The 14,718-nt window shown below is 68.0% G+C and carries 3 protein-coding genes; all 3 read right to left on the bottom strand.

Features of this window, described 5'->3' with window-relative positions; all coding sequences use genetic code 11:
* Positions 1 to 84: 84 nt before the first annotated feature.
* From ABIC50_RS10935 to ABIC50_RS10925, 3 genes are read right to left on the bottom strand one after another with little or no spacing between them, the layout of a single operon-like run.
* Positions 85 to 9,153 (bottom strand): non-ribosomal peptide synthetase, encoded by a 9,069-nt coding sequence (locus ABIC50_RS10935; protein WP_354164447.1) that lies wholly within the window; start codon positions 9,151 to 9,153, stop codon positions 85 to 87.
* A gap of 38 nt (positions 9,154 to 9,191) precedes the next feature.
* Positions 9,192 to 13,106 (bottom strand): non-ribosomal peptide synthetase, encoded by a 3,915-nt coding sequence (locus tag ABIC50_RS10930; protein WP_354163750.1) that lies wholly within the window; start codon positions 13,104 to 13,106, stop codon positions 9,192 to 9,194.
* Positions 13,094 to 14,710, bottom strand: coding sequence for an MBL fold metallo-hydrolase (locus tag ABIC50_RS10925; protein ID WP_175709029.1), 1,617 nt, complete (start codon positions 14,708 to 14,710; stop codon positions 13,094 to 13,096). Before ABIC50_RS10925 ends, ABIC50_RS10930 begins: the two co-directional genes overlap by 13 nt.
* Positions 14,711 to 14,718 lie beyond the last annotated feature (8 nt).

Here is a 14,718-nt window from a genome sequence, read left to right as displayed (position 1 = left end):
AAACTCCTTGAGACGTTTTGTTCATCCGAAACAACCCGACGCAGGCCGCATGGCGCCCGCCGGTCAAACCCCGCCCGGCCCGCATCACGTTTTCTCCTCGAGCGCATCGTCGGCGGTGACTTCGGGCGTGCGTTTCAGGCGCAGGCCGACCCGGACCCTCGGGCTGGCGGCGGGCGCATGGCCGGAGAGCGAAATACGATCGACCGGCGTGGTCGGATCACGGAGAAAGACGTCGTGGATCTCGAGCAGTCGATCGCGCATCGCCGCGATGGTCGCGGGGCGGAACAGGTGGGTGTTGTAGATGAACTGGATGAGGTGCCTGCCGTCGCTTTCCACGATCTGGAAGGACAGGTCGAACTTGGCCGTGGTGTCCATCTGCGAGCGGTCCGTGATGCGAAGGCCCGGCTGAGGCGCCGGCATCGAAATGTGGTTCGCTTGAATGTCGAAGATCGGGAAATGGCCCGCCGGGGTGCGGATCCGCAGATCTTCCAGCAGGACATCGAACGGATAGGACGCGTGCTCCAGCGCTTGCGTGGAAGCTTTCGCCACACCGTCGATCACTTCTTCCACGGTCGCGGATTGCCGCACCGGCACGCGGAGCACGACGGTGTTGAGGAACACCCCGATCTGCGATTCGAGCTGTTCGCTGTCGCGCCCGGCCGACACGCTGCCGATGACGATGTCCTCACGCCCCGTGTAGCGGTGCATCAGCACGCAGAACGATGCGAGGAGCACCGCGTAGAGCGACGTATGGTGAGCGCGGGCCAATTGCGCGAGCCCTTCCACCTGCGGGCCCGACAGTTCGACTTCGAGCGTCTGCCCGGCATGACCGGGCCGCTCGGGGCGCGGGTAGTCGGATGCCAGTTGCAGGCGGGGCAGCGGCGGCGCGAGTTGCTCGAGCCAGTACGCGCGATGCGCGGCGGCACGCGCGCCTGCCAGGCTGGCGTTGTGCCACGCGGCGTAGTCGCGGTACTGGATCGAAAGCGGCGGCAGGTCGCGTCCCGCATACAGCGTATGCAGATCGTCGGTCAGCACGCGAATCGACCACGCATCCGATATCACGTGGTGCATGTTCAGCAGCAGCAGGTGTTGCGCCGGTGAGAGCCGGACCAGCTTGACGCGAAAGAGCGGTCCCGTCGCGAGATCGAATGGCTGCTCGCTTTCCGCGCGGATCAGCGCATCGATCGCTTGCGGCCCGGCATCGTCCGCAAGGTCCACCTGCTCGACGCGGAAACCGGAGGCTTCGCGGGTGAGGATGCGTTGCCGCAGATCGCCTTCGATCATCGCAAACACGGTGCGCAGGCTCTCGTGGCGATCGACCAGCGTGTCGAACGCACGGACGAGGCGCGCCGTATCGACGGCGCCGTCCAGTTGCAGCGCGCCTGCCATGTTGTACGTGGACGGATCCGCGCCGCGGCTGGCGAGCCAGATCCGCTTCTGGGCGCGAGACACCGCGTAGGACGATTGCGCGGCAAGGGCCGGGATGATCGCGTCGACACCGGCGTCGTCGGCGGGCGTGGAAGCCAGCTTCCGCGCGAGCGCGCGTGGCGACGGCGCATGGAAGATATCGGCGACCGCGACGTTCAGTTTCAGTTCGCGCCTGATCCGGCTGACCATCTGGATCGCCTTGAGGCTTTGGCCGCCATGCTCGAAGAAATTGTCGTCGACACCGCCCGGCTGGCGGCCGAGCACCTCCGCGAAGATGCGCAGCAGCGCCGCCTCGACCGGCGTCCGCGGTTCGACCGGCACGCCGTCGGGCACGGACGCGGCCTCCGGGAGCGGCAGCGCGGCGCGGTTGATCTTGCCGTTCGGCATGACGGGCAGGGCCGGCAGCAGCATCAAGGTGTCGGGCACCATATGCGCCGGCAGTTTGTCGCGCAGTGCATCGCGCAGGCGTTTGGGCGTCCAGCCGGTGCCCGACGCGTAGCCGCACAGGGTCTTTTCCGCGTCCGGCGTGTCGCGCACGACCACGACGGCGTTGGAAATGCCGGCGAGACCGCTCAGGGCGGTTTCGATTTCCCCGAGCTCGATGCGATATCCGCGAATCTTGACCTGGAAGTCGCGGCGTCCGAAGAAGTGGAGATTGCCGTCCGGCCCGAAGCAGCCGACATCGCCGGTGCGATACAGGCGCGCGCCCGGTTCCGGACTGAACGGGTCGTCGCGGAACACCGCCCGGGTGCGCGCTTCGTCGAACAGGTAGCCGCGCCCGACGCCGGCTCCGCCGATGCAGATCTCGCCCTTGACGCCGATCGGGCAGAGGTTCATGTCGGCATCCACGACGTAGAGGCGCAGGTTCTCGATGGGGCGGCCGATCGGAATCGCCGGCAGATCCGGCGTGCGCTCCATGCTGTAGTGCGCCACGGAGTCCGACGCTTCGGTCGGCCCATAGGCGTTGATGAGCCGGACCCCCGGATTCAGACGGAACCACGCTTGCGCGGCCGCGGGCTGCAGGGTTTCGCCGATGGTCAGCAGCGTGTCGAGATGCGGGAAAGCCGGTGCCGCATGCGTTTCCAGCTCGCCGAGAAAGGTGGCCAGATAGGACGGCACGAATTGCATCGCCGTGATGCGGTCGCGGTGAAGGCTGTCGATCAGGCGCGCGGGCTCGAGGATCACGGCATCGGGATAGATCACGGTCGTACCGCCCGACACCAGCGCCGCGAAGCACTGCCAGACCGAAATATCGGAGCAGTGCGAAGCGGTCTGCGCGACCGCGCTCCGCGCGCCGAGCCCGACCCGGCGCGCCATGGCGAGCACGTGATTGAGCATGCCGCGATGCTCGACCATCGCGCCCTTCGGTTGGCCGGTCGAACCCGACGTGAAGATCACGTAGGCCAGGTCCACGGGCCGGCAACGCGGCGTCACGGGCGCCGGCGCCCCGGCGCCGTGAGGGTCGGGCAGCCGGGCGGGATCGACCAGCGGGATCGACGCCAGGGCCGGGGGCGGCACGCAGTCCGTGGCGACGATGACCGTCGGCCGGGCCAGCGTCAGGATGGTCTCGACCCGCTGGGCCGGATAGGCCGGATCGACCGGAACGTAGGCCGCGCCGCACTTCCAGATGGCCAGGATCGTTTCCAGCATCAGTGGCGAGCGCGGCATCCAGACGGCGATCCGGTCGTCCGGCTGGATCGCCGCGGTCTGCAGCAGATGACCGGCGATCCGGTTGGCGCCCTCGACGAGGTCCCGATAGGTGCGGACCTCCGTGCCGTGGCGGACCGCAATGCGCTCCGGATGCGCGGCGGCCGCGGCCTCGATCAGGTCGGGCAGCGTCCGGTCGGACGGAACCGGCGCGAAACTGTCGTTCCAGTCGAGCAGGATGGCGTCCCGCTCGTCCGCGGTGAGGAGCGGAATGCCGCGGTTCGGGCGATCTTCGGCACCGGCCAGGCCGGCGAGCAGCGTTTCGACATGGCGCAACAGGCGGACGATCGTGTCGCGGTCGAACCGGCCATCGTCGTACAGCACTTGAAGCGACAGGCGCTTGCCCGGCGTCACGACCAGGGTCAGCGGGTAATTGTTCGGATCGGACACCTGGAATTCGCCGATCCGCAGCCCAGGCAGCGCATCGGCCAGCGCTTCCTCGACCGGATAGTTCTGGAAGATGAGCAGGCTCTCGAAGAGCGGCACGCCGGGCGGCAGGCCCGCGAATGTCTGAATGTCGGCCAGCGGATAGTGCGCATACTCCTCCTGCTGCGCGAGATCCATCTGCAGCTGGGCGAGCCACGCGGACGTCGGGCGCGTGTCGATGCGGACCCGCACCGGCAGCGTGTTGATGAACAGCCCGACCATCTCGTCCGACGCCGGCAGCGACGCCGGTCGACCGGAAACGATCGTGCCGAACACGACGTCCGCCTCGCCGCTATAGCGGCCCAGCAACTGCGCCCACGCGCCCTGGGCGAGCGTGTTGAGGGTGATGCGGCGCGTTTGCGCGAAGGCGACGAGCCGCCGCGTCTCGCTTTCGGAGAGCAGCAGCTGTTCTTCCACATAGGCACCCGGCGCGGCCGTGCCGTCGAGTTCGGGGCGTCCCAGCACGAGCGGCGTCGTGGCCGGGAAATCCTCCAGCTTCGTCTTCCAGAAGCGTTCCGCCGCGGTGGCGTCCTGGCGCGCCAGCCAGCGCACGTAATCGGCGAAGGCGGGCGGCGCGGCGCGCTGCGGGGCGCCTTCGTCCGCCAGGTCCTGATAGGTGGCGGCCACTTCGCTCAGGAGCCGGGCGGAGCTCCACCCGTCGAGCAGGATGTGGTGATGGCTCCAATGGAAGCGCCATGCGTGATCTTCCACGCGCAGCAGCGCGAGCCGCATCAGCGGCGCCCGGGTAAAGTCGAAGCCGCGTGCGCGGTCTTGCGCCACGTAGGCCGCCCAACGCCGCTCCGCCTCGTCGGCGGACGCCGCGCGCAGATCCTCGTCATGCCAGGGCAAGTCGATACGGCGATGCACGACCTGCACGGGGCTTTCGATTTCTTCCCAGTGAAACGAGGTTCGCAGGATGTCGTGCCGGTGCGCCACCGTCTCCCACGCGCGGCGGAACCGTTCGACGTCGAGTGCCCCGTCGATACGAAAATCGAGGCTGCTGAAATAGGCATCCGATGCCGGTTCGTACAGGCTATGGAACAGCATGCCCTGTTGGGTCGGTGTCAGCGCGTAGACGTCGGCGATCTCGTCCGGTATGACCGAGGCCAGCGCCTGCGGCAGCGCATTCGCCGGCTGGCCCGACGCGGGCTGCGCCGATGCGGACTGGACGGCATGGTCGGCGACCAGAGCTTCGAGCGCCGCGATGTAGGCATGTGCCACGCGCCGGATGGTGTCGGCGTCGTGGCAGGCGCGGCTGAATTCCCATGCAACGTGCAGGCGGTTACCGGTCACGTAGGCGTTGACGTCGAGCAGGTGCTCGCGCAGCTGCTTCGCATTGCGGCCGTCTCCGCTCGGCTCCGCGGCCTGTTTCCAGTCGCGGGCGGCGTTCAGCATCTGATCGGTCTGACCCAGGTAGTTGAACAGCAGCCGAGGCCGCGGAACAGGGCCGTCGAGCCGGTCCCGCAGCAGACCGTAGGTGAGGCCCGCGCTCGGTACGGCGCGCAGTTGCGTCTTGATCGACGCAACCAGGCGAGCCGGGTCGTGCGAGCCGGCATCGACCGTCAGCACGACCGGGAACACGGACGTGAACCAGCCCACCGTGCGCGAGATGTCGAGATCCGCGATCAGTTCCTCGCGCCCGTGCGCTTCGAGATCCACCAGCACGTCGGCGCATCCGCTCCAGTTGCCGACGGCACGCGCGAGCGCGGCCAGCAGCACGTCGTTGATCTGCGCGTCGTAGGCGCGGGGCGCCGCGCCCAGCAAGGCCGCGGTCGCGGATTCGCCCAGCTCGACCACGATCGTTTCGGCGGACGACACGGAATTGGCGGCAGCCGTTGCGGTGCGATCGAGCGGCAGGCCGGGCAGGGTGGCACGCGCCAACGCCTGCCAGTGGGCGAGGTCGGCGTCGGCGGCGCCGGAGCCGGCCCAAACCGAGATGGCCCGGGTCCATGCGGTCCACGTCGCGCCGCCGCCCGCGAATTCGGGAGCCTGGCCGTGGCGCAGGCGAGTATAGGCGTCGTACACGGTTTCGAGCAGCGCGCCCCATGACACGCCGTCGATGACCAGATGATGGGCGACCAGCAGCAAGCGCAGCGATCGGCCTTCGTCGAGGCGGAACAGGTCCGCGCGCACGACGGGGCCGTCCGACAGATTCAGGCTCGCATGAGCGTGCGCGACGTGCTGCGCGAGCTGATCGCGCCCGATCTCGACTACGCCGACGGGAATCTCAGGATCGTCGACGACTTCCTGGATCCAGCCGGACTCGCCCGCACGAAAGCGCAGCCGCAGCGCGTCATGCCATTTGACCGCGTGCCGCAGCGCCTGGCGCAGCAAGACCGGATCGACATCCGCCGGCACGTCGAGCAGGACCGCCTGGTTGTACTGGTCCTGGTCGTCCTTGCGCTGAGCGAAGAAGTCCTTCTGGATCGGCGTCAGCGGCAGCGGGCCGGACGACGCGACGAACTCCGCCGCGCCGAGCGTGGCGCGGGTGGCCACGGCGGCGAGTTCGGCAACCGTCGGATGCTGGAAGATGAGCCGGGTGGTGAGCTTCAGCCCCGCCTTGGCGGCCAGCGACACGATGCGCATGCTGAGAATCGAATCGCCGCCCAGCGCGAAGAAATTGTCGTGGATGCCCGGCGCCGGAATGCCCAGCGCTTCGCCCCAGAGGCGGCACAGCAGCGTCTCGGTGGGCGTGCGGGGCAAGGTCGGCGCCTGTCCCGCAGCGGACAGCCGCGCGCGGTCCAGCGGGGGCAGCGCGTTGCGGTCGATCTTGCCGTTGCCGCTCAAGGGCAGCGCGTCGAGCACCACGTAGATGCCGGGCACCATGTAGTCCGGCAGCGTGGCGGACAACGCGGCGGCAATCTCCGCGTCGCTCAGCGACGCGCCGGCGCGGAACGCGACATACGCGCACAGCGCGGCGCGGCCGGCGTCGTCGCGATAATCGAGCGCGGCCGCCTGGCGGATTTCCGGAATGGCGGCCAGCGCGTTGTCGATCTCCCCGAGTTCGATGCGGTAGCCGCGGATCTTCAGCTGATGGTCCTTGCGGCCGTAGAGCACGATCGAACCATCGGGGAGATAGCAGCCGATGTCGCGGGTGCGGTACATGCGCACACCGCTCTCCGCGCGGAACGGATCCTCGAGGAACGCTTCCCGCGTGCCGGCCTCGTTGTTGAGATAGCCGCGGCCGACGGCGACGCCGGATACGCACAGTTCGCCGGGAACCCCGATCGGGCACAGGTTCATCTGCGGGTCGACGACATAGATGCGCACGTTGCGGACCGGCTTGCCGACCGGTACGTAAGGCGTGGTCGGCGCGCACGTCATGCGGTGCTGCGCGACGTCGTCGGACGCTTCGGCCGGGCCGTACGCGTTCACCACCGCGATGTCCGGGAACACGTCGAACCAGCGCTTCACCAGGGCCGGGCTGACCATCTCGCCGGTGACGAGGAGGTGCCGCAGGTGCCGCATCAGCGCGGGCCGTTCCGACGCGTGGTCGAGCACGGCGGACAGATAGGACGGCACCAGTTCGAGGATGCTGATCCGGGCGGCTTCCAGGGTCGCGACGAACGACGCCGGGTCGCGGATGCACGCGTCGTCGACGATCACGGTCTTGCCGCCGACGAGCGGCGCGGTGAAAAATTGCCAGACCGAAATATCGAAGCAATGCGGCGCGGTTTGCGCGATCACCGACGACGCCGAGATCGAAAACTCGTCGATTTCGGCGAGCATGTGATTCAGCATGCCGGCGTGCTCGACCATCGCCCCTTTGGGCTTGCCGGTCGAACCGGACGTGTAGATCACGTAGGCGAGGCTGTCGGGCGATACGGGGCGGCCGGGATTGGCGTCGTCGACGATATCGGTGGCGGTATCGAGCGACACGACCGGCGCGAGCGCGGCCAGCTCGGGCGGCAGGAGGCCGTCGCAGGTCATGACGAGCGCGGCGCCGGAATCCTCGAGAATCGTGCGGATGCGGGCCGCCGGATAGTCGGGGTCGATCGGGATATAGGCGGCGCCGCACTTCCAGACCGCGAGGATCGCCTCCATCAGACGCTCCGACCGGTGCATGCAGATCGCGACCAGCGCGTCCGGCCGCAGCTCGACGGCGGCCAGCAGGCGGTGCGCCGTGCGGTTGGCGCGGGCGTTCAGCTCGCCCGCGCTCAGGACGATATCCCGGTACTCGACCGCCGGCCGCTCGGGGTGGTCCGCCGCGGCCTGTTCCAGGCGATGCACCACGGTGCGCGCGGCGTCGAACGGCACGTCGGTGTCGTTGAAGGTGTCCAGCAACTGCCGGCGTTCGGCCTCGGGCAGCATCGGCAGGCGCCCGAGCAGCCGGTTCGGATCGGCCGCGAATGCGTCGAGCGTCGCGGCCACGTGGCCCAGCATCCGCTGCATGGTGTCTTCATCGAAGCGCCGCGGATCGAACGACAGCTCCATCTTCCAGTCGTCGCGCGCCGTCACGACGAATTCGAGCGGGATGTCGGCGCGGTTGTAAAGCTGCACCTCGTCGACCGCCAGGCCATGCGCGCCGTGCGTCAGCGACGCATCGAGCGGGTAATTCATGAACGTGATGTTGCTCTCGAACAGCGGCGTCGTCAGCGGCACTTCGCTGCAGCGCTGGATATCGGGAAGCGGGGTGTGCTCGAACTGCGCACGGGCGGCCACGCGCGCCTGGATCATCTTCAGCCAGGCCGCGAGCGGCTGCCGCGGGTCGACCCGCACCCGCACCGGCACCGTATTGATGAACAGGCCGAGCATGGTTTCGATCCCCGGCAGGTTGGCGCCCCGTCCGGACACGACGGCGCCGAACACCACGTCGGTTTCCCCGCTGTAACGCGACAGCACGAGCGCCCAGGCCGCTTGCGCGAGGGTGTTGAGGGTGACGTGATGCCGGGCCGCGAATTGCCGCAGGCGCGCGCTCAGGTCGGCCGACAGGTCGGCCTGGACTTGCGCGAGGCCCTGGCCGAAGCGCTCGCCCGCTTCCGCGCGCGCTGCCGTGGGCAGCGGGGTCGGCGAGCGGAACCCTTCGAGATAGCGCGTCCAGTATTGCTGCGCGGCTTGCGGTTCGCGCTGCTGCAGCCACTGGATGTAGTCGCGATAGGGGCGCACCGCGGGGAGCGCCGGCGGCGCGCCGCGCGTGAGCGCGCCATAGACCTCGAAAATTTCCTCGATGACGAGCGACAGGCACCAGCCGTCGGCCAGGATGTGATGGTGGCTCCAGCTGAACAGGTACGCGTCGTCGGCGACGCGCACGAGCCGGCAGCGCACGAGCGGCGCGCGATCGAGCGCGAAGCCCTCGGCCAGATCGTTGTCGAGATGCGTGCGCCACCGCGTGCGCTGTTCGTCTTCCGGCAGGTCGCGCCAGTCGTCCTGCACCCACGGCAGCGCGGCGTGCGCGTGCACGACCTGCATGGGCTTGTCGAATTCCTCCCAATGGAACGACGTGCGCATCACCGGATGCCGATCGACCAGCTGCTGCCATGCGGCATGAAACAGCGCGGGGTCGAGGCTGCCGGTGATCCGGCAACCGAGCTGGTTGAAGCTGCTTCTCGTGCCGGGCGAGTGCACGGCATGAAAGAGCATCGCCTCCTGCATCGGGGAGAGCTCGTAGATATCGGCAATGGTGGGGGATGTCACGATTTGATCCTTGAGACAAGCGCGTCCAACGCTTCCTGGCTGATGCGCGCGGCCGGAAAATCCGTCGGGCTCAGCCCGCGCGGGTCGCCGCCGCTGGCCGCGACGATCGACAGCAGACGGCTGCGGTAGCACTGCGTCAGCTGCGCGATGGCGTCCGGCGCGCAGGCTTCCCGGTTGTAGTGCCAGGTCAGGCGCAAACGCCCGTCGCACACCATCCCGTCGATCTCGAAAAGATGGCCGCGCCGCGCGCGCGCGCTGTGCTCGGGGCTCTGGAAGTCGAGCACCGGCTTCCAGCCCGTGTCGTCGGTCAGCACGCGATCGATCTGGCCGAGATAGTTGAAGCGCACCGGCGCCGGCGGCTGCCGTTCCAGTGCTGCCGCGATGCCGGCGTCCTTGCCGAGGTAGCGTGCGATGCCGTAGCCGAGCCCGCGCATCGGCACCGCGCGCAATTGTTCCTTGACGTTGCGCAACGCCTCGGCCGCCACGGTGGCGTCGCCGGCATTCAGGAACACCGGATAGTGCGCGGTGAACCAGCCGATGGTGCGCGACGTATCGACACCGTCGAAGAGGTCCTCGCGGCCGTGGGCTTCGAGATCGACGACCAGCGAAGCGTTGCCGGTCCAGTCGCCGAACGCGAGCAGCAGGGCCGTCAGCAGCACTTCATTGATCTGGGTGTTGAAGGCGCGCGGCACGTCCTGCAACAGCGCGAGCGTCTGCTGGGCGTCGAACTCGATGAACGTCGAGCCGGCTTCGGCGACGGTGCCGACCGGCATGTCGTCGAAGCCGGACGGTTCTTCGGCGTTCGCCTGGAGCCAATAGTCCAGTCCGTCGAGCGCGCTCGCGCCGAGTTGGGACAGACGCGTCGACCAGTCGCGCCAGGCCGTCGTCCTGGCCGGGAGCTGCACCGCTTCGCCCGCCTCGAGCTGGCGGCACGCCGTGTACAGGTCTTCGAACAGGATGCGCCACGAGACGCCGTCGATCACCAGGTGATGCGCCACCACGAGCAGGCGCTGCGGCTCGCCGGGACCGAACTGGAACAGGTGGGCGCGCAGCAGCGGCGGCGCGGACAACGTGAAGCTTTCCTGCATGCGGGTGGCGGTCGCGAGCATCTCGGCCTGCCGCGCGGCGGGCGCCGCGCCGGCCAGCGACGTGACGCCGAGCGGGATCGCCAGCGGCGGCGCCGCATGCGATTGCTGCCACGCGCCGGCGACGCGCTCGAAACTCAGCCGCAGCGCGTCATGATGCGTCGCGACGGCCGCCAGCGCGCGCTCGATCACGTCCGGCCGCAGCGACGCGGGCACCTCGATCATGGTCGACTGGTTGTAGTGGTGCGGATCCGCCACGTCTTGCGCGAAGAACCAATGCTGGATCGGCGTCAGCGGGGCGGGACCGACCACCGGCTCCTGAGGAATCCGGATGGGTGGCGCGTCCACGACAACCCGGGCGAGGTCGGCGATGGTCGGATGGGCGAAAAACTGATCGGCGGTGAATCGCAGGCCGACTTGCTGGGCCATCGACATCACCTGAATGAGCAGGATCGAGTCGCCGCCCAGTTCGAAGAAATTGTCGTGCACGCCGATCGGCTCGCGGCCCAGCACCTCCGACCAGATCGTGCCCAGGCGCGCCTCGACGTCATTGGTCGGCGCGGCATACTCGGCTTCGCTCGCCACGGGCGCCAGTTCCAGCGCGGCGAGCACCTTGCGGTCGGGCTTGCCGTTCGGTGTCAGCGGCAACCGTTCGAGCGTCACGATCGATGCCGGCACCATGAACTCGGGCAGGCGTTCCTTCAGGTATGCCCGCAGGCCGGCGACGCTGGCCGTCGCCGTCTCGACGCAGGCCACCAGCTGCCGGTGCTGCGGCGTGTCCTCGCGCACGAACACGATCGCGTCCGCGACGTCGGCGTGCTGCCTGAGCGCCGCTTCGATTTCCCCCATTTCGATGCGATAGCCGCGAATCTTCACTTGCATGTCGCGGCGCCCGGTGACTTCCAGATTGCCGTCAGGCAGCCAGACGCCGAGGTCGCCGGTGCGATAGAGGCGCTCGCCCGGCTCGAACGGGTGGTCGACGAAAGCGGCGGCAGTCAGGTCGTCCCGGCCGACGTAGCCGCGCGCCAGCGCGATGCCGGACACGCAGATCTCCCCCGTGCAGCCCTCGGGCGCCAGTGCCCCGTGCTCGTCGAGCAGGTACAGGTGCGTATTGTGGATCGGCCGGCCGACCGGCAGACGGGCGCCGTAGGCGGTGGCCGGATCGACCACGTAGTCCGCGATGCAGACGGTGGCCTCGGTGGGGCCGTACGAGTTGTGGCACGTGCGGGTGCGGGCCAGCTCGCGCAGATCCGCCACGCGGGCGTTGTCGCCCGCGCTGATGACCCGTTTCACGGCGCCGAGCGCGTTCCAGTCGAGCGCGGCGAGATAGGCAGGCGTCGCGTTGACGGTGGTGACGCCCTGCTGCGCGATATATTCGACGAAACGCGGCACGTCCCGGATCACGGCAGGCTTCGCCAGCACCAGGCGCGCGCCCGCGAGCAGCGTGACGAAAATCTCCATGATCGAACCGTCGAAGCCCGGGGAGTAGAACTGGACGAACCGGTCGGCGGCATCGAAACCGAAGGCGTCCACATGGTATTGCGCCATGTTCAGGAGGCCTGCGTGTTCGAGCACGACGCCCTTGGGCACGCCCGTGGAGCCGGACGTGTAGATGATGTACGCGGCGTCGTCCGGCCGGACCTCGACCTGCGCCGATGCCGCTGCGGGTGCCAGCGTGTCGAGCTGAAAGTCGAGGGCGAACATCGGAATCGCCCAGAAATCGGCGAGCAGCGGCAGGTGTTCCGAGTGCGTCAGCAGCGCCTTGACCTTCGCGTCCTCGATCATGAAGCGCAGGCGCTCCTGCGGAAACTCCGGGTCGAGCGGCAGATACACCGCGCCCGCCTTGAGCGCGCCGAGCAGGCCGACGATCCAGCGCTCGGAACGGTCGGCCACCACGCCCACCACGTCGCCGCGTTCGATCGCGTATTCCGTGAGCAGGAAGCTCGCGAGCCGCGACGCCTGATCGTCCAGTTCGGCATAGGTCAGCGATGCGTCGGCGGTCGCCACGGCGATGCTGTCCGGCGCGGCCGCGACCCGTTGCGCGAACTGCGCCAGGAAGGTGCCCTGCACCGCGACGGGCGCCGCATGCGAACGAAGTCGCGCACGTTCGTCGTCGTCGAGCAGCGAGACGGTGTCGAGCGGCGCATCCAGCGTGCCGAAGCCGGCCAGGACGTTGCGCAGGTGCCGCGCGACATGCTGGAGATAATGCAGCGTGAACACAGTCGGCCGGCCCGTCAGCACGATCTCGTAGCGCTCGCGATGCCGGATCTCGATCGACAGGTCGTAGTCCGCCGACGGCCACTCTTCATGAAGACCGTCGAAGCGCACGCCTACGTTGGTCGTGCGGCGCTCGCCATGCAGCTTGTGCGCCAGCGCGGCGATCGGAAAGTCCTGATACGAATAGCTGCGCTGTACCCTGTCGCGAACCTGGTTCAGATACGCGCGTACCGTGGGCCCGGGCTGGATCGCGTCGAACAGCGGGACGGGGTCGGCCGAACCGCTCGCGGGTTCGACGATCAGGTGCGGCGACTCCACGAACAGGCCGGCCGTGCCGTCGTAGCGCCCGAGGACACGGAACAGGGCCGCCAGCAGCACGACGAAAGCGCCCAACGCCTGACCGGCAGCGAGCTTCTCCAGCACCTGCGACGCATCGCCGTCGAGCTCGAACGTCAGTTCCGGTGCCGGGCCGAGCGGCAGCGCATAGGCTTGCCACGCCTGCTGAAGCCGGAAGTCTTCGTCGATGCGACCGAGCGCGTCGCTCCAGAACGCCACGTGTTCCTGGTATTGCCCGCTGGTCGAGAGCGTGTTGAGATTCAGTTCTGACACAGCACGATCTCCCTCGTCGCGTACAGGATTTCGGAATCGATGCCCTTGGCCTTGCAGTGCGCGACGAACTGGGTGGACTGGATATGGCTGGGCGAGTTTTCGTCGAAGGTGTTGTCGAGGAGGTAATTCAGCCACGGCTCCTGACCCATCGCGTAGACATAGGCCGCGTTGAACGCGAAATCGTCCACCAGCGCGGCGGCCTCGCCGAACTGGCAGCCGCGCGCACGGCGCGACTGATCGATGTCGCGCGGCAGCGCCTTGGGAAACAGCGGGCCACAGACCCACGACGGCGGCGCGCCCTCGGTTTCCATCCCGACGAACAGGGTGTCCGGCTTGCCGGCGAGCCGGAAGACGTGCTCGTAAAGGGTGGGGTCCAGGTTGCACGAATCGGCGATGCACAGCACCGAGCGCGTGCCGAAGCGGATCATGAAGCCCTGCTTGCTCTGGATCGCCAGGTCGTTGTGTTCGCCCAGGAACGGAATGGCGGTGATGGCGCCGTTGGTCACCTTGATTTCCTGAGCATCCCGAACTTCCAGCACGTCGTCGAAGCCGAGCTTGCGCAACGCCAGTTGCAGTGACGGATCTTGCGGAAAACCGTCCAGGTTCCTGCCGACCACCACGGTCTTGACCTTGTGGCGAAGCTGCAGCAGCGTTTCCAACACGATGTGATCGTGATGGCTGTGCGTGATCAGCACGTAGTCGATCTGGTCCGGCAGGTCGGCGAAGGTATAGCGCGGCAGCGCGGTGTCGTAGCCGTAGCTGATCACCGGATCGATCAGGATGCTCACGCCGCGGCTCTGAATCAGCAGGCACGCGTGGCCGTAGTAACGGATGCGGATGTCGTCGCCATCGAACGAACGATCCGGTTTCGGTGCCGGCGCCTCCTCGACGAAGAACGAGCGGAACAGCGGCTCGTCCTTCTCCTCCACGCGCATCAGATCGACGATTTTCGCGTAGCTGCCGGGCGTGTCGCGCATGCGGAACAGCACGTCGAGCGCGCGATCGTCGAAGGCCGTGTTGCTGAACACCGTGCGCTCGTCGCTGAGCCGGGGCGTGCTGAGAATGAATGGCCGCGGCGTGTGCTCGTCGATCGCCGACAGCGCGATGCTCTGCGCGTCGCGCACATAAAGCGGGCTCGCGTACAGCAAGCTCTCGTAGACCCGAAAGGACGGGTTGTGGTTCAGGTCGTAGTAGATCTCGACATAGCCTTTCAACACCTCGGGAATCTGCGGGTAGAGCGGGTCCGACGCCATCCCCTTGGCCTGTTCCAGCAGCAGCGTGGAGAAGGCCTTATAGGCCTTCGCCAGTTCCAGTTGCCCGGTCGCGCGCCGGGTGGTCTGCTCGATCAGCGCGCGGATCTCGTCGACGCGCTTGCCGTCCAGATCGAGGAACGGGCCGCCGCGCATCGCCGGATCCTTGCACGCCGCCGCATGCATCATCGGCGACGCGACATAGGACTTCATCAGCGGCAGGAACCGCTCGGCCACGTTGAGTGCGGCGGTCAACGGCGGAAGCGTGTGAAACCACGCGTACCAGCCGTTGATCAGCGGTTCGAACTGGATGTTTTGCCGCAGGTAGACCTGCGTGTTGGACGAAATGGTCAACGAAGGCT

Origin of the sequence: Burkholderia sp. 567 (genome assembly GCF_040545115.1) — a bacterium.
GTDB classification, from domain to species: Bacteria; Pseudomonadota; Gammaproteobacteria; order Burkholderiales; family Burkholderiaceae; genus Burkholderia; species Burkholderia ambifaria.
Note: the sequence above shows the minus strand (reverse complement) of the source record. Positions and strands in the feature narration are given on the sequence as shown.